The sequence below is a fragment of the Paenibacillus nasutitermitis genome (assembly GCF_014641075.1).
In the GTDB taxonomy this organism is placed as follows: domain Bacteria; phylum Bacillota; class Bacilli; order Paenibacillales; family Paenibacillaceae; genus Paenibacillus_Z; species Paenibacillus_Z nasutitermitis.
Genome location: NZ_BMHP01000022.1, coordinates 1 through 15,661 on the forward strand (window position 1 = coordinate 1; position 15,661 = coordinate 15,661).

Below are 15,661 nucleotides of genomic sequence, written 5' to 3' on the forward strand. Positions count from 1 at the left end.
CTATTCAGTATCGCCAAGAAGCCCTTAAAAAGGTTGTCTGATTTACTGTTGACAATCCAATTAGATGTTATGAGAAGTGTGGGTTTAAAAAAGTAATAGACGTCACTGAGAGTCTCATTATAATGGAATACTCTTATTAAACTCAATGCAATGTTAAGCTCCCTCGAAACGATAGCTCAATATCTACATCTAAGGCAGCCGGCCAATATGAGCGGCTGCCTTCATTAATCTAAAGGGCAGGATAACGCAACAACCATGCCTGCTCGTTCGTCTGTTTGTTATGGAAATTAGTAAGGGGTAGATTTATCAGCCTGCTTCTTGTTCATTAAGCTATAAAGCAGTTACCGTCACTTTTAGTGTGGTATAATTGGAATATTTATGAAACCAAGGAGTGCTCATTATGGAGCAGACACTCAATCAATCCAAGTTGATTTTGATGGAGGGCCTTCCTTCAACAGGAAAATCAACGAATGCAGGAATATTATTCTCACAATTAGAGCGAAATGGCAAGAAAGCAAGATGGATTCACGAAGTCGCGAGACCTCATCCAACTTTATTTTTTTATGAAGCTTATATGGAGGACAAAGAGTATTTAGAATTTATCGCTCGTTATCCTCACACAGCTGCGATACTGGAGCAACTTCTCATTAAAAGAAAAAATGGAATTGGAATTGATCTACTCGATGTAGAATGGAATTATTATGAATACTTAGGTAGTGACTCGTTTACGGACTTAAAAAAATATGATGTATGGAACTTCGACTTGGAACGTTATAAACAAGTGGCCATAGAAAAGTGGGAGCATTTCGTAGAGAAACAACTCCATTCCAATGAAATTGCAATCTTGGATAGTTGTATTTTTCAATTCCAAGCTTACACGTTTATCTTAGCAGACGCACCATTTATTCAACTTCAGTCATTTATCGAAGCAATTTATAAGATTATATCCCCGCTTAATCCATCTTTGATTTACTTGTATAGGGATAATACGGATGACACGATTGATTATCTTGTGAAGTGCCGAGGAACTGCATTTCTTGAGCGAATTTGGGAAAGAGACAAACATCAGCGATACTATAGGAATCGTCCTCCAGGGGCTGAAAGTTATAAGATGTTTTTAAGAGATTACGGCAGCTGTGCCAGAATGCTTTTCGACTCAGTCCCTACAAGCAAACTGTCGTTGGAAATCACAGAAGGTAATTGGAATGATTATGTTGATCTGCTACTCAATTTCTTAAATTTGTCTTACGTGCCTTCCCGCAGCTTTACATTGCCAAATGGTACTTACATGTGTGAGGAAATAAATCAGCAGATTCAATTAGTTGAGGGGCATCTTATTACTCCAGATGGTGCAAAAAAGAAGTTAATGCCCAGATCGAGTTCAGAGTTTTTTATTCATGACCTTCCAGTAATCATTAGACTTGATGGGGAACGCATTATTATTAAGGGAGAACAGTTATGTGACCGATGGACGACAAGCGGGGCAATTTATCAAAAGCTATCATTATCATAGATTACGCTAACGGATACGATAGCTCTACAATAAACAACACGCTGCCGCGGCAGCGTGTTGTTACGCTAACGGGCAGTTTAGCTTAACGGAGACAAAAATTAGACGGTCTAAATCAACCGATTGCCATCTATTATAACGTGCATAACAGTGAAACTTCGTCACTATTAAATGCGTCTAACTTAATTAAGACCGATTTGCAAGAAAAAGGGAAATTCGTTCAATTGGAGGGAGGCAATATGAATCGTTGGCCGGTGAAATTCATTTCAATTCTAATTTGTTTCGCATTGGCGGTATGCGGATGTGCTGGCTTGAAAAGCAAGGGCACGGAGCATGCCGAGGCAAGTGATTTCATTATTCCCTTGAACGTTAGCGAAGTGTTGAAGCGTCCAGAGACTGAGGTTATTAAATATTTTCAAAACCGTCGTGAAGATTTTGATATTCTAGGCAGTTACCTGTTAGAGAATGAAAGAGTATTCCAGACTCGGCCTGTCATACTTCAACAAGATTACGCCATCGAGAAGATCCAAGACCCTGATATTCAACAATTCGCTCAAACGTTGTTCCAAGAAGGTATTGTGAAAAGGATATCTTCCTTAAATGATGACCCAAGTAAAAGTATTGATTTTTTGTTTGACGCCGAAGACAACTTGTATCGACAAGGCATCACCTACCTCAGCCTACCGGAGATGGCCAAAGGTGATCCTTCGAAATTCAGCTATGTGAATGACTATAAGAATCTGGGCGGCGGTTGGTACTATTATGTCTTCCATTATGACAAACTTAAAAATGAAGATGAATTTCGGAGTCTAGCATGGACCAAAATCTCAGAAAAGGAACGAAGCACTTTAACCACGCCGAAAGAGAAAGCCATAGTGACACTAGAGTCTGGAAAAAACGTTGGCAACTGGATAGATGACAGAAAGTTAGATGTTGTAATATCTGTTCAATTTGACACGGAAATTAACGGTCTACTGGGACCGATTACAATGTTTTTCGATCCAATGACCAAAGATTTGATCGGTGGCAATCCGCGTTTCTAATAGGCTAGAGTAAAATGCCCGATTGAACTAATGGAGAACGATAGCACAGCGGTGGAACCGATCCATCGCTGTTTTTGCTATGCTGAGATGCCATTAAACTATCGGGCAGATAAATTAACATATACTAAAATTTGTAATCTCATGAATATTCCATAGTTCCCAGTAATGATACAATCAGAATAAAGTAACAATCTTTTAAAGAACCCTGAAAGGCGGTGAAGGACTCTGAATCTACAAGCGAAACAAATTTTGATTACTAGTGGCGGGACATTGGAAAAGTGGGATCAGGTACGTGGACATACCAATTTGTCTAAAGGAGTCATGGGGTGCCACTTGGCTGAGGAGGCATTGAATATGGGGGCAGATGTAATTTACCTTCATGGATATTTTTCTAAGTTACCGACAAATCATCAAAAGATGCGAGTTATTCAATTCGAAGGAATACAAGACCTTAGTGATAAAATACAGACAATAGTTAAAGGTGAACCTATCTATGCGGTAATAATGACTGCGGCTATATCGGATTGGGTGGTTGATAAAATAATCGGATCTAATGGAGAAATCATCAATAATCTTGGGAAAATACCTAGTGAGTCACCACCAATAATCCATTTTAAAAAAGCCCCTAAGCTGATAAGCGAAATTAAGCATTGGAATCCCGATGTGTTACTTGTAGGTTTTAAACTTGAACATAGTGTGGACGTTGACTATCTACTTGATAGGTCTAAGCAACGCATGGAAACGTGGAGAGCTGACTATGTTGTTGCTAATTCAACTGGATCACTTTATTCAGATGCAACAAGTCATTATGTCTTGTCTAAAGATGGATCAGTCCAGACCATTTCCAAGAAGAGTGAAACAGCCCATGCTGTAATTCATATACTAGATAGCAACTAAACAAACTAGCCCATTTTATTTTCATAAGTCATCTGTTATTACGCTAACGGGTACGATAGGTTGTCTAAAACAGCAAAAGGATTTGCCTCGGCGCCCCTTTTGCTGTTCAAGGAAAATGTATTAACGGATGACGCAACCGTTGACTGTTTTTTAGCCGGCTAAGTCCATTCAATGACTAACACCGCTGGACTTACGGTCTCGCGTCCGTCCGTTTCTCCCCTTCGATCGGCAAGACCCCTTCATTCCTAGAAAATCTTCCTAATTGCGTATTGTTGCCCTGTGAATCCAGCGTACCGTAAGTAAACACGCCTCCCAAGAATTCGTTCAGAAAGTAAACGCGGTTTTTAAAAACCGGTTTCGTTCCCCAATTGCGATTCGCCACATTGTCGATCTGCCATTTCAGCACCGCAAGGCCTTCTTCATTAACCTCGTAGTAGCTGTCAGAAAAGCCCGATTCGTCGAAGGTAAAACGCAGCGCTTCTCCTTCCGGAAACGTATAATAGTAGTAATTGTACATTTCTCCGTTTTCGGTACGCGGCGCTTCCCCTCGTACCTTGGTCAATCCGAGCGCAATTTTGCGCGCCGCGGTGAGATCCCCGTGCATCAACGTCTCGTATTTCGCCTGAGCCGAAGGGGTACGGACGATGACGTGATTGTCATCCGGATAGTAGTTGACATAAGCTCCAAGCGTCTCGCTGATGAACCGCAGCGGAACATAAGTCAGTCCGTCCTTGTTTACGACCGCGGCATCTATTTTCACCTGTTTGCCGTTAACCATGGCCGTCTTGTTTCCTTCGCGAAGCTGCACCGTGATGCTGTTGTCCTTCGTGTGAAACATGACGATATGCGTCTTGGGATCGTAGGCGAATTCAAGCCATGCCGGATCCGTTAGCGCCCGCAATTTTACGAGAGTTCGTCCTTTCGATGTTATAGGCTTGTTCTGATACTGCCCGTTGACAAAGACGGAGAGAGGGGAGGCATCGGCGGAAGCGCTCGCGAAGAGGAAGCCTCCGAGCATGGCGGAACCGGCCAATAACGTGCACCATTTGTTCATAAGAATATAACTCCTATCCGACTGTTATCTGTCGCATTTATGACGTTTGTTATGAGGGAAAGTTGCGGTTCTCGACCATACTGCCGGTCGGTTCCTCGGTCTTTACGTAACCTACTCCGATCAGGTAATTAACGTGGTAGTCAGTCGACATGAAGCTAATGGAACACGATAATCCAGTATCGTGAGGGCTGCCAGTTGGGCAGCCCTTTGTGGCAATTTGTGCTCTATGGAAACAACATGAGAAGGCAGCCGGACCTATATGGATCGGTTGCCTTTTCTCAAGTAACTGGCAGTTTAACGTAGAAAATAACCTGAAAATTTTCCTGTTTATGGGATGAGAACTGTTATATGATTAAGATAAAAAATAAGGGGTAACATGATGTATACTCAACCGACTGCCTTACGTTCAGTCCTAGATCCAAAATACTTGGAATACTGCTTAAGCGAACACTATGATATCGGAGAATGGGATGAATGTTTGTACTGGCTGCGTGGATTAAATGATACATACAGGGTTCGAACATCCAATGGATTTTACATACTTCGTGTTTACCGTTTTTCAATTAACGAGAGCGATGTTGCTTATGAGTTATCCTTATTAACTCAATTAAAAAATGTCCTAAGCTCAATGGACACAAAGGTGTCAGAACCAATTTCCAAAAAAAACAACACCTTATACACCGTTGTGAATGCGCCAGAAGGGAAAAGGATTGCTGTAATTTTTCGCTATCTCAATGGCATCGAGAACGTGCTTCATGACGAGAAATCTTGCTTTGCTTTTGGTAGATCTGCTGCCGAGTTACATGCAGCATTGGATCAAGTTACTCTGAACCAACCCAGATACAATCTGGACACAAACTTTCTCATCGATCAACCATTGGATCGTATCGTAAACTACATTGGCGAGAAAAATGATGCAACGCCATTTCTACGTGAATTTGCGAATACGTTAAAAGAGCGTATCGCCATTGCTATTAAACAAGGATTGGATTGGGGTTTATGTCACGGAGATATGCATGGAAATAATAATGCATTCCAAGAAGGCGATCATTTTACTCATTACGATTTTGAATGGTCTGCGAAAGGTTGGCGTGCATATGATCTGGCACAAGTTCGGTTCAGAAAACGCCAATTAGAGGATCGAAAAGAGCCGCTATCGGATGCGTTAATCTCGGGTTATCGATCTGTCAGAGACTTTTCTGCTCATGATGAATCTTCGATAGAATTGTTTTTTGTAGCGCGTCGCTTTTGGGTAATGAGTCTCGATGTGTCTTTTATCCATAGTGATTATGGTGCTCTTGATTTTTCAGAAGATTGGCTAGAAGCTTTTATTAATGAATTTAGAAACACCAACATATTGTAGTATCTTTATTAAGCTCCCATGGAAATTAAATCTTGGCTGCTGTGTGGAAGACCGGAAGACGTTAGTTAAACAAATAAGGAGCAGTATGCTACGGCAGCTGCTGCCCTTCTTTGTTAAGCTAACTGGCAGTCATAATATAATAAGGACATCAAAATCACATAGAGGGTGAAGTAGAGTGGGGAAAATGAATATCGAGCAGATGTTATATCAAGCAGCCATCGAATTAATAGAAAGAAGATATCCTACTGGATGGGGCGGAGCTGCTGCTATGTACACAGTAAACTCTGATATTCTGACAAGTGTAGCTCCAGAGGTAATAAACGCTTCAACGGAGTTATGCATTGAGACAGGTGCAATACTAGAAGCACATAAATTAAATGCAAAGATAACACATTCTGTCTGTGTTGTTAGGGATAACGAACAAGAGGTATTTAAGGTTCTAACCCCATGCGGTGTTTGTCAGGAACGATTGTTCTATTGGGGATCAGGTGTAAAAGCAGCAGTATATACTCCTGATGGAAGCCTACAGTATAAAACTTTAACAGAAATTCAACCTTATCACTGGTATAATGCCTACAAAAAATAAAATGTAATTGATTGAACTAACGGGTACGATAGCATAGCGGTGGAACCGATCCATCGCTTGTTTTGCATTGCTGGAAATCCGCTCAGCTAACTGGCAGTTTAGCTTCAATGCTGCGTGGGCAATAGCTCCCCTTATTGGTTGCGGCGTCATACAAATGAGAATTTGCATGAGCGCCGAGAGTCAAGTATGGTTGAAGGACGGATAATGCCATCTATAAAAGGAGTGAACCAAATTGAACGTACAACATTCCTATTTACGACAAATTCAGCTCAAGAGGCAGCAAATTCCCGCTTACAATCGTTACCCCTTTGATTTGGCGGTCATTCGAAGCCTAAACACCCTAGATATTCACCCCAAGGTAACCTATATCGTAGGTGAAAATGGTATGGGCAAATCTACACTGATGGAGTCCATTGCCGTCGCTTGGGGATTTAATCCGGAAGGAGGGACGATTAACTTTTCATTCTCGACCCAGGCTACCCATTCGAGCTTATTTGATTATATGCAATTGGTCAAAGGTCCGCGACGCCCGAAGGATGGCTTCTTCTTCCGGGCAGAAAGTTACTATAATCTCGCCACGACGATCGATGAGTTGGACAGCCAGCCTTCCTTCGGGCCTCATATAAAAGATTCGTACGGTGGCAAATCCTTGCATGAGCAGTCGCACGGAGAGTCATTCTTTGCCACTTTCGTTCATCGGTTCGGGGGGAATGGTTTATACATCCTAGACGAGCCTGAGGCGGCCCTGTCTCCGCTTCGACAGATGGCGATGCTGACGCGAATCCATGAACTTGTTTTGCAAAACTCCCAATTTATTATTGCGACCCATTCCCCGATCCTGATGGCGTATCCGGATTCGATTATTTACAATCTAACGCCGGATGGCATCGAAGTCCAAGTGCTGGAAAAAACCGACCATTTCCTGATTATGAAGGAATTTCTAAATAACAAGGATAAAATGCTCAGGGAGTTATTCGGGGAGGCTAGTGGGAAATAAAGAGCAGTGTCGGACTAATTTATTGTATTAAGGCTAGTTCATTACGCTAACTGGGAACATTAGTTCAACAAAAAAGGAGCAGTTTGCCGCGGCAGCCTGCTCCTTTTGGTCATTAAACTAATGGGCAGTATAGTTCAAATATAGCACCTTTACTACCGAACGTATATTCGGTAGTATTGAAGAGAGCTATTATTCTAAACAGAAATGATTATCCGAATTTTTATCTATAAAAATGGAGGTTCCAATATGATTAGTTTAGGCGAAAATACGATTCTTCGGTATAAAGAATTTACAGAGTGGACGGATACCTTACATGATGTAAACGAAAGCATATGGCTACAACCGATTGCTGAAGGAAAAGCATCAGTAGGGGAAATAATTTCGCATCTTAAAAATTGGGATACATACCTTATCTATACGATCATCCCAGCGATTAAAAATGGAGAAGGAATGGTATTTCCGGATTTCGATTCGTTTAACAAAATGGCGTATGAATACGCCAGATCGGGAATTTCTAAAGATCGTCTGCTCGATGAATATAAACAAACTCGCCTTCAACTGGTTGAAAAACTTTTAACTGAGCCTGACGTGGCTGCTAAACATGTTACTGCAGGTGGAGTAGAAATTTGCCCACATACTGGCACACCCTATTCTCTGCTTTACATCATTCACGAATTTAACGATCACGACAATCATCATAGAAATCAAATTTTAACGGTAATATAGCTCTTTCCGCTAACGGGAAACGTTAGCTCAATAGGAAAGGACCATTATGGTTCTTTCTTTTTTCCCATTCCCCCTCATGAACCAAAAAGAGTTTTAGAGGCATATTTTTATGAAAGCATGAAACGACAATGTTTTCCATTCCGTGGTATGATTGCACTAAAATACTGAGCTCTGTGATCCATCCAGTGAAATATTCCGTTTGTGATTGCTAGCAGGGAGTTAGGCCGACAGAGCCGAACACATTCGTCTTACGTCGTGAATGAGAACATTTGATAAATTTATTTATTTTAACTTGTAAAAATAAAGGAGGTTGGAAAAATGAGCAATATTCGCATTAAAAAAATCGGCGTTAAGAATTATAGGTCCTTCAACGAAGAGACGATTGTTAATTTTCCAGACGAAAATTATAAGAAGCCGATCGCTATAGTTGGGTATAACAACTCAGGAAAAACAAATTTTCTTAATGCAATTTTATACGGAATTACTGAAAAACATATAACGAAGGATACCATTAATATTAATGATTTACCGAAATAAAAAGTAGCATAGAAGTAAAGGTAGACGGAGGCCGAGCAGAACTTTCAGGTTATCATTTTTTGGAGGCTGGGAGATTGATGGGAATGGTCACTTACCCCGTCTGAAATGTCCCAAAAGACGCAACTTATTTGTGCACAAAAAGTTGCGATGCGATACTGATGGGATTATATAATTTGGTTGAGAGGAGGAATCCGATGGATTGGCTGGAACGGATGAACCGAGCTATGGATTATATGGAATTAAACTTGGCCGGGGAGATTGAACTAAGTGAAGTTGCGCGCAGAGCATGCTGTTCTTCCCATCAGTTCCAAAGGATGTTCTCATTCATTACCAATGTAACATTGGCAGAGTATATTCGGCGCCGAAAGCTCACTCTTGCCGCGCTCGAACTGCAAAATAATGAGGCGGCTAAAGTGATCGATATTGCCATGAAATATGGCTACGAATCACCGGTTTCATTCGCGCGAGCTTTTCAATTGCTTCATGGGATCACGCCGGCAATGGCTCGACAAGACGGAATTGCTCTTAAAGCCTATCCACGCATCTCCTTCCTGATTACAATCAAAGGAGTAGATGCGGTGAATTATCGAATTGAAACGAAGGAATCATTTGAGGTATTCGGAATGGAACTAGTGTTTCGTAACGATGAAAGTGGTAATGCACCGAACACGCCGGCACAATTCTGGCAACTATCCCATGCCAATGGTGAAGTTGAGAGACTTGCTGCTAACGCCGGCGACTTGCCCCGTTTTGTAAGCCAAGATTCATACAAAGTACATGGAATTTGCAGTTACAAAAACACAGGAAACGATACTTTCCCTTATATGCTGTGTTCCTTTAAGAGCGGAACCAGCAACGTAAACGGCTATTCAACCATAACAATTCCCGCTCAAACATGGGTAATCTTCCCCTCGGAACCAATTGCTTGGGATGCGTTCGATGGAACCATTGAGACATTGTATCGACGATTTTATGCAGATTGGCTTCCGACGTCAGGCTACGAACAGGTGGACGAAACGGAATTGCAAGTTTACGGCGAAGGAGCTGGGCTTCATTCCGTTGAACTATGGTTCGCCGTAAGGAAAGTCTAATGGCTGATTTACGACTTAATAAGGGAGATTAAAGGATGCTAAGAAAATTCAACCCTCCAGGAGTGGTTTCCTCGGACATTTATCATCACGGAGTAGAGGTTACGTCTTTCCAACGTTTGCTGTTCATCTCAGGTCAAGTAGGTGTAGGTCCTGATGGAATTCCTGGTAAAGATATTCGGCAACAAACAGAGTTGGCGATCAATAATTTATACAAAGTTCTTGCAGGTGCGGATATGGATGCAAACGACATCGTAAAATCTACAATCTACTTAACGGATGAAAATTTGCTCGGTGCCTTCATGGAGGCTGGTGCGGGGTTCTTGCCTACCTCTCGCCCGGCGACGACGTTAGTAATTGTTAAAGCGCTCGCTTCACCTGATTTGCTTGTTGAGATCGAAGCCGTTGCAGCAAAATAATGTTCTATTATTCCTTTTATGCACAAGTTACGGTGTAGGATTATAACCAGGGAGCAGAGTGCCGCGGCATCTGTTCTTTTTTTTATAACGGATACGAATGCGTCATGACAATAGTAAACTATTGGAAGAGAGCCATGGTGATGGTGGCCAAAGCGATGAAGCTGACCGGCCTTCAGATTGAGCTGTCGGCGACGGGTTCTATTGGGCCGGTTCAGAGTTGGGTCAGAGTTTAGCGCAAAGCGATCCAAATCCTTATGTTATATCTGGAATGACCGTTCTTGCGATAACCTTTATAGTTTTTCTCATTTTCAGTATCGTTTATTACAATAAAGCATAAATCTAAAGTGGTTCTTAAATTTCACTGGCTTAACGCTTCGGGGTAATAACTCGGACCGCGTTACGCTCCGGGGAACGATAGTTCAACATCATGGGACTGCCAACCTGGTGGCCCTTCGTTGCGCTAATGGGAGTTTAATTCAGACTTCTTTATCTTATAGTTGAGGAATATAGCGGGGATAGGACATAGATATTTCCATTATTAATCTAATGGTGATACGATTCCTACAAAAACAGTCGAAGGGTTGATGTTATGAGGTCTTCGTGTTCCGCTGGAGGGTTGGTCGTTAAAGATGACAGTGTGCTCCTAGTGAAAATTACATATGGGGCAAATAAAGACCATTGGATGTTGCCAGGCGGTTTAGTTGAAGAGGGGGAAACCTTTCAGGAAGCAGCTGTAAGAGAAGTAAAGGAAGAAACCGGATTAACAACAAGGCCAAAGAGGCTGATAGGGGTTCGTGATGGAATAAGACATCATCAGGATGGATTAGAACACGGGATTTATTTTGTTTTTGAAATGGAAATAACTTCAGGCGAGCTTGATGCTGACGGTTCAGAAGTCTCAGACGTTCAATTTATACCTATTGATGAAGCGTTAGACTCCCTAAATCAAAAACGGAGCCCGCCGGCTAGGCTGTAAGCTCCGTTCCTGTATTATCCCGTTGAGGGGCAAGTGCCAAACGCGCTATCGTATAAAAAATTCGGCCCGTTTCATAAATATTTCCTCTATCTTCGCTATGATGGGACCACTTTCCTCGGACTTGCGCATCACCTCGACCCATTCCGGATCTTGCACAAACGTGCCCCACTTCAGCTGCCGATCTTCCATATTCTTGTATTCCATCACGTAATACAGCTTCGGATGCCCAGTCTGATCGATCCAGAAATCGGCCACTTTTATATCCAGCCGCTCGAAAATACCAAGCGTGTGCCGCTCGAATCGCTGCTGAATCGCATCCATTCTCCCTTCATGAATCGTATAAATGCGCAGCTCGTATAACATGTACATTCCCTCTCTTCCGTAATAATCGTATGGTTTGATCGTTGAAACCGTCTTTTCCGCAAGCTAAAAGATATTCTACATTTTTTATGGCTCCAAAAAACCCTTCTCAACTGCATCATTAAATATTTTCAATATAACTCCACAGGATGGTAGAACCGTTCTCCGCCGATTTGCCCTTCATCAATGCGATGCGTACGAATGGCATGCCGCATTCCTCCTTCTCGTTTTCCCCTAGTCTTTTCCTCACACTTACTCGGCGTGTTCGGTATGATTGAATCTTAGCACGATGACGTCTATGCTAAGAATGCAGGCGAGTTCGTACGAAGAGTTCATGTAAGTTCGTGTAAGATCGTGTTATCGGGAGGAGAATAAATGGCAGGTAATCAAACGGAACGGATATGGCCGGAAGAGATGATTCGCAAACTGCGGCAGAGACCGGGCCCGGCCGGAAGGGCGAAGCTGCGGCAGATCGATCTGTCCAAGCGGATCGGGGTGGAGATAAGGACGATTCAGCTGTGGGAAAATGGCGAACGGCTGCCGAGCGCTCATAATCTGCAATTGCTGATTCAACTTTTTGTCGTTGAACAAAAGTTTCTTCGCGGTTCCGAGCGCGCGGAGGCTCAGTTACTTTGGGAGACGGTCCGTCGATTCCATGACGACAGGTCAGGAAACAACCGGAAGTATCCCCTTTTTGACGAACAATGGTTCGAGGCGATTCTCGCAGCTGCTTCTGCAGGTGCTGACGTTCACTCCGGAATCCGATCGGCAGGTTCGCCGGCACACAGGACCGATGAATCGCCGCGAAGTGCTACCGCACCATATGGAGTAACGAATCTACCAAGCAGAATGTCCTCATTTATCGGCCGCCTCGAACAGGTCGGGGAGATTCGGCAACATCTTGCCGATTTCCCCCTCGTCACGATCGCGGGTGCCGGGGGAAGTGGCAAGACGCGCCTGGCGTATAAGGTCGCATCGGACGCCTGCCTTTCTTATCCCGACGGCGTGTGGCTGTTCGAGCTCGCTTCGGCGATGGATACGCTCTCGGCGCTGAGAATCATCACGTCGGTATTGGGCATCAAGGAACAGAAGGAAAGGCCGCTTATCGAGTCCTTGCTCAACCATATCCGGAACAAATGCATGCTTCTCGTGTTCGACAACTGCGAGCACTTGATCGATTTCTGCTCTTCTCTCATCGAGCGGTTGTTGTCGGAATCCCCTAAGGTCGCCATTTTGGCCACCAGCCAGGAGCCGTTGAACATCGGCATGGAGCGCGTATGGAGGATTCCGCCGCTTACGTTCCCCACGGAAAATGAGCTGCGGGATCATGCAGTGGATGACGCCATTCTGTCCCGCGAGTCCGTTCAGCTGTTTATCGAGCGCGCGACCGCCGTATCTCCCTCCTTCCGCGTATCGGAAACTGACGTGAAGATTGTCGGGCTAATCTGCAAACGTCTGGAGGGCATCCCGCTGTCTATCGAGCTGGCAGCCACCCGGACGAACGTGCTCAGCATCGAGCAACTCGACGAACGGCTGTCCGATATGTTCGCCGTCCTTACAGCCGGGAAGCGAACGGCCGCACCCCGTCATCAATCGCTTCGAGCCACCCTGGAATGGAGCTTCGCCCTGCTCACGGAGCAAGAGCGGCAGCTGCTGCGGAAGCTGAGTGCTTTTACCGGGGGATTCGAGCTGGAAGCGGTCGAACAGATCTGCGTGGATGAGGAATCGAACCCCTCGCTCGGACGGTTCGATCGTCAGGAGGCCTTAAGCTTGATTGCGAGCCTATTCAATAAATCGTTCCTATCTGTTGATTTGGCGAGTAGCGGACCTAGGCGCAGATATGCGATGCTCGAGACGATTAAACAATTTGGAAGCGAACAATGGGAGAGGCACTGCACCGGCGAGGAACGCGAACGGATGATCCGCCGCTTCGTCGAGCACTACTGTCGATTCGTAGAAAGAGCGGAACGGGGGTTCCGCAGTCGAGACCGGTATGCCGCATTCGTGGCGATTCGGCGGGAATACGCCAACATTCGCTCCGCGCTGAAACTAGCCTGCGATCATCCGCGGGCGGAAGCTGCAATACGAATGGCGTCCTGCCTCTATTATTACTGGCTGCATGAAGGGACCTTGCAGGAAGGATCCGCGCAGCTGCGTGCGGCTCTGGCGACGCACAGTCAAACTTCCGTTCAAGAACACGCGGTAAAAGCGAAGCATGGTCTTAGCGTGTTGCTGTGGGTCATGGGAGAAGTCCAGGAAGCCGAAGACCTGGCCAGACAAAGCGCGGATGAAGCTCGCAAGCTCGCACATCCGGCGCTCCTGGCATCTCAGCTTCGCATGCTTACTCAGCTGGCATCGCATTCGGGCTTGACGGACGAAGCGATTCGGCTAGCAGAAGAGAGCGTGCTGCATGCCAGGAATTCAGGTGACGATTGGAGCCTTGCGTCATCCTTAGGTTCTCTGAGTTACATCCTGGTGGCGCAGCAGCAGTGGGAACGGGCGGAACCCTTGCTCGTCGAAAGTGCCACGCTATTCGAGAAAGCAAAAGACGACTTGGAGTTGTCGGGACCTTTTCGGGCCCTGGGATATATTGCGTTAAACCGGCAGAAACCCAGAGAAGCGTTGGCACTTTTCAAGAGAGGCATCGCCATCTGCCAAACGTATCCAGGAACGTGGTTCCTCGCGCGAGGAGTCGAGGGGCTTGCAAGCGCGTTGTGCGGGCTGGGAGAATACCGGGCGGCCGCTACGCTGATCGGAGTCTCCGAGAAATTACGAGCCAATCTTGGCTCCGCGACCCAGCCCCAGTTTCAATGGATTTACGAGCAGGCGAAACGAACCTGCAGGCTAGAATGCGGCGATGCGCCGTTTAACGAGGCCATTGCGATTGGAAGAGGAATGACGAGAGAGCAGGCTGTTTCTTTTGCGTTAGAGGTGTAGGGGCATTCCTTGTTGCGCCGTTTGTCGAGCAACGCTTGGTATTTTCTTCTTCGGCGGCAGCGAGTGGCTGTCCGATTTTAATTCAGCCACTCCGAACTTCCAACACCGCTGGTTTTTATAAAGTTGTTCTTCTCAACTTTCGAAAAGCATGCTTTTTGAAACGGTCAGTTGGAGATCGGACGAGATCGTCCCGATGAATCGGAGGGTTCCTTTGAAGATAATAGATCAAATCTAGTTGAAGAGCTTGGAGATGTACTAGGGAATTCGGTTGTCATCGCCAATCAGTATGATATCTCACTTGAAGAAATCTTTGAAGCGCATAAGCAAAAGCTTGCATCAAGCTATTCGATGTCTTAGGCAAAGGAAAGGATTGATTGTTCTTGAAATCAATCGTAGTTTTTTGTGGTTCAAGCGAGGGTAACCATTCTGTCTACAAAGCAAGTGCAATTAAGTTGGGGTACGAGCTTGCCAAACGAAACATTCAGTAGAAAGGGCTACGCTTAAAAATGCTTCCCATGCGGGTGACAATTTGTAAGCACGATTAATTGTTTTGAAGATTTCGCTCTATAGATGATACGGTGAACCGTACCATAAGTGACGACAACAATTGTCGGACGACAAGAACAACAATACAACGGAAGTCGCATAAACTGCGGCTTTTTAATTTTTTGTATAGAAGTTCTTGTCGTTTACTCAAGACAAGAACTTCTATACAAAGCCGTATTAGGACAAGAACTTCTATACATTGCCGTAAGCCGATATTACACGAGTTATTAAGCTAACGGGCAGCATTCCTATTATGATGAAATACGAGGTTTGAGAAAAAGAAAAGCTCCTTGGTATGATATTAATGGGTCCACGACGCTGGCCGGCTGAACGGATCCCAAAAATAAACCAAGGAGAGTACATCATGAATTCTAATCAAAATGAGCGCATTAATCAAATCACATCTTCTACCTTAATTGTCGGTGTGGACATCGCCAAATTCAAACATGTGGCTCGCGCACAAGACAACCGCGGAGTCGAGTTTGGGAAGGCAATTACGTTTGAAAACACACGAGAAGGATTCGAATTGTTTGTGAACTGGTTTCGGAAGATCTCAACGGAACACAGCTGGTCAAAGACGGGAGATACGCCGTACCTAGCTTTCATCAGGGCATTTATGCAG

Annotated in this window: 15 protein-coding genes and 2 pseudogenes; 15 read left to right on the top strand and 2 right to left on the bottom strand. The window is 44.5% G+C overall.

Going from position 1 to position 15,661, the window contains the following annotated elements:
* Positions 1 to 400: 400 nt before the first annotated feature.
* The 3 genes from IEY46_RS35940 (at position 401) to IEY46_RS35950 (ending at position 3,450) form a co-directional block, all read left to right on the top strand.
* The gene (locus tag IEY46_RS35940; protein ID WP_189001162.1) at positions 401 to 1,513 is read left to right on the top strand and encodes a P-loop NTPase family protein; all 1,113 of its coding nucleotides are present in this window, start codon (positions 401 to 403) and stop codon (positions 1,511 to 1,513) included.
* 236 nt (positions 1,514 to 1,749) lie between these two features.
* Positions 1,750 to 2,553, top strand: a complete 804-nt coding sequence (locus IEY46_RS35945; protein WP_189001164.1) for a hypothetical protein — start codon at positions 1,750 to 1,752, stop codon at positions 2,551 to 2,553.
* Between the two features lie 225 nt (positions 2,554 to 2,778).
* Positions 2,779 to 3,450 (top strand): phosphopantothenoylcysteine decarboxylase domain-containing protein, encoded by a 672-nt coding sequence (locus IEY46_RS35950; RefSeq protein WP_189001193.1) that lies wholly within the window; start codon positions 2,779 to 2,781, stop codon positions 3,448 to 3,450.
* A 190-nt stretch (positions 3,451 to 3,640) separates the two neighbouring features.
* Here IEY46_RS35950 and IEY46_RS35955 read toward each other — a convergent pair whose 3' ends face one another.
* Complete coding sequence (locus IEY46_RS35955; RefSeq protein WP_189001166.1) at positions 3,641 to 4,504, bottom strand: copper amine oxidase N-terminal domain-containing protein; 864 nt, start codon at positions 4,502 to 4,504, stop codon at positions 3,641 to 3,643.
* 379 nt (positions 4,505 to 4,883) lie between these two features.
* On the opposite strand from IEY46_RS35955, the gene IEY46_RS35960 reads away from it, so the two are divergent.
* The 9 genes from IEY46_RS35960 to IEY46_RS35995 all read left to right on the top strand — a co-directional run bounded on the left by IEY46_RS35960 (position 4,884) and on the right by IEY46_RS35995 (position 11,196).
* Entirely contained in the window at positions 4,884 to 5,867 is a 984-nt protein-coding gene (locus IEY46_RS35960) for a phosphotransferase (protein WP_189001168.1), read from the top strand.
* 184 nt (positions 5,868 to 6,051) lie between these two features.
* Positions 6,052 to 6,453, top strand: coding sequence for a cytidine deaminase (locus IEY46_RS35965; protein ID WP_189001170.1), 402 nt, complete (start codon positions 6,052 to 6,054; stop codon positions 6,451 to 6,453).
* Positions 6,454 to 6,685: 232 nt separating this feature from the next.
* Positions 6,686 to 7,450: an AAA family ATPase gene (locus IEY46_RS35970; protein ID WP_189001173.1), complete on the top strand. Its 765-nt coding sequence runs from the start codon at positions 6,686 to 6,688 to the stop codon at positions 7,448 to 7,450.
* Between the two features lie 246 nt (positions 7,451 to 7,696).
* A complete protein-coding gene (locus tag IEY46_RS35975; protein ID WP_189001174.1) occupies positions 7,697 to 8,176 on the top strand; it encodes a DinB family protein in 480 nt (159 codons plus the stop codon).
* A gap of 318 nt (positions 8,177 to 8,494) precedes the next feature.
* The gene (locus tag IEY46_RS35980) at positions 8,495 to 8,713 is read left to right on the top strand and encodes an AAA family ATPase (protein ID WP_189001178.1); all 219 of its coding nucleotides are present in this window, start codon (positions 8,495 to 8,497) and stop codon (positions 8,711 to 8,713) included.
* 194 nt (positions 8,714 to 8,907) lie between these two features.
* Positions 8,908 to 9,804 carry an AraC family transcriptional regulator gene (locus IEY46_RS35985; RefSeq protein ID WP_189001181.1) on the top strand — a complete coding sequence of 299 codons (897 nt, stop codon included), beginning with the start codon at positions 8,908 to 8,910 and terminating at the stop codon, positions 9,802 to 9,804.
* A gap of 35 nt (positions 9,805 to 9,839) precedes the next feature.
* Positions 9,840 to 10,220, top strand: a complete 381-nt coding sequence (locus IEY46_RS35990; protein WP_189001183.1) for a RidA family protein — start codon at positions 9,840 to 9,842, stop codon at positions 10,218 to 10,220.
* A gap of 104 nt (positions 10,221 to 10,324) precedes the next feature.
* A complete protein-coding gene (locus IEY46_RS36855) occupies positions 10,325 to 10,453 on the top strand; it encodes a hypothetical protein (protein WP_268239567.1) in 129 nt (42 codons plus the stop codon).
* A 383-nt stretch (positions 10,454 to 10,836) separates the two neighbouring features.
* Positions 10,837 to 11,196 (top strand): NUDIX domain-containing protein, encoded by a 360-nt coding sequence (locus IEY46_RS35995; RefSeq protein ID WP_229750778.1) that lies wholly within the window; start codon positions 10,837 to 10,839, stop codon positions 11,194 to 11,196.
* A 45-nt stretch (positions 11,197 to 11,241) separates the two neighbouring features.
* On the opposite strand, the gene IEY46_RS36000 is transcribed toward IEY46_RS35995, so the two are convergent.
* On the bottom strand, positions 11,242 to 11,559 hold the full coding sequence (locus tag IEY46_RS36000; RefSeq protein ID WP_229750779.1) for an NIPSNAP family protein: 318 nt from the start codon (positions 11,557 to 11,559) through the stop codon (positions 11,242 to 11,244).
* Between the two features lie 372 nt (positions 11,560 to 11,931).
* On the opposite strand from IEY46_RS36000, the gene IEY46_RS36005 reads away from it, so the two are divergent.
* From IEY46_RS36005 to IEY46_RS36015, 3 genes and pseudogenes are all read left to right on the top strand, one after another.
* Positions 11,932 to 14,493, top strand: coding sequence for a helix-turn-helix domain-containing protein (locus tag IEY46_RS36005; protein ID WP_189001189.1), 2,562 nt, complete (start codon positions 11,932 to 11,934; stop codon positions 14,491 to 14,493).
* A gap of 168 nt (positions 14,494 to 14,661) precedes the next feature.
* A pseudogene (locus tag IEY46_RS36010) lies at positions 14,662 to 14,850 on the top strand (MazG nucleotide pyrophosphohydrolase domain-containing protein); the annotation flags it as partial.
* Between the two features lie 553 nt (positions 14,851 to 15,403).
* Positions 15,404 to 15,661, top strand: a pseudogene (locus tag IEY46_RS36015) (hypothetical protein); the annotation flags it as partial.

Excerpts from the sequence above, each read along its gene's own strand:
- IEY46_RS35940 (WP_189001162.1), top strand. The coding sequence starts at position 401 with ATGGAGCAGACACTCAATCAATCCAAGTTGATTTTGATGGAGGGCCTT.
- IEY46_RS35945 (WP_189001164.1), top strand. The coding sequence starts at position 1,750 with ATGAATCGTTGGCCGGTGAAATTCATTTCAATTCTAATTTGTTTCGCA.
- IEY46_RS35955 (WP_189001166.1), bottom strand. The coding sequence starts at position 4,504 with ATGAACAAATGGTGCACGTTATTGGCCGGTTCCGCCATGCTCGGAGGC.
- IEY46_RS35960 (WP_189001168.1), top strand. The coding sequence starts at position 4,884 with ATGTATACTCAACCGACTGCCTTACGTTCAGTCCTAGATCCAAAATAC.
- IEY46_RS35965 (WP_189001170.1), top strand. The coding sequence starts at position 6,052 with ATGAATATCGAGCAGATGTTATATCAAGCAGCCATCGAATTAATAGAA.
- IEY46_RS35975 (WP_189001174.1), top strand. The coding sequence starts at position 7,697 with ATGATTAGTTTAGGCGAAAATACGATTCTTCGGTATAAAGAATTTACA.
- IEY46_RS35980 (WP_189001178.1), top strand. The coding sequence starts at position 8,495 with ATGAGCAATATTCGCATTAAAAAAATCGGCGTTAAGAATTATAGGTCC.
- IEY46_RS35985 (WP_189001181.1), top strand. The coding sequence starts at position 8,908 with ATGGATTGGCTGGAACGGATGAACCGAGCTATGGATTATATGGAATTA.
- IEY46_RS35990 (WP_189001183.1), top strand. The coding sequence starts at position 9,840 with ATGCTAAGAAAATTCAACCCTCCAGGAGTGGTTTCCTCGGACATTTAT.
- IEY46_RS36855 (WP_268239567.1), top strand. The coding sequence starts at position 10,325 with ATGACAATAGTAAACTATTGGAAGAGAGCCATGGTGATGGTGGCCAAA.
- IEY46_RS36000 (WP_229750779.1), bottom strand. The coding sequence starts at position 11,559 with ATGTTATACGAGCTGCGCATTTATACGATTCATGAAGGGAGAATGGAT.
- IEY46_RS36005 (WP_189001189.1), top strand. The coding sequence starts at position 11,932 with ATGGCAGGTAATCAAACGGAACGGATATGGCCGGAAGAGATGATTCGC.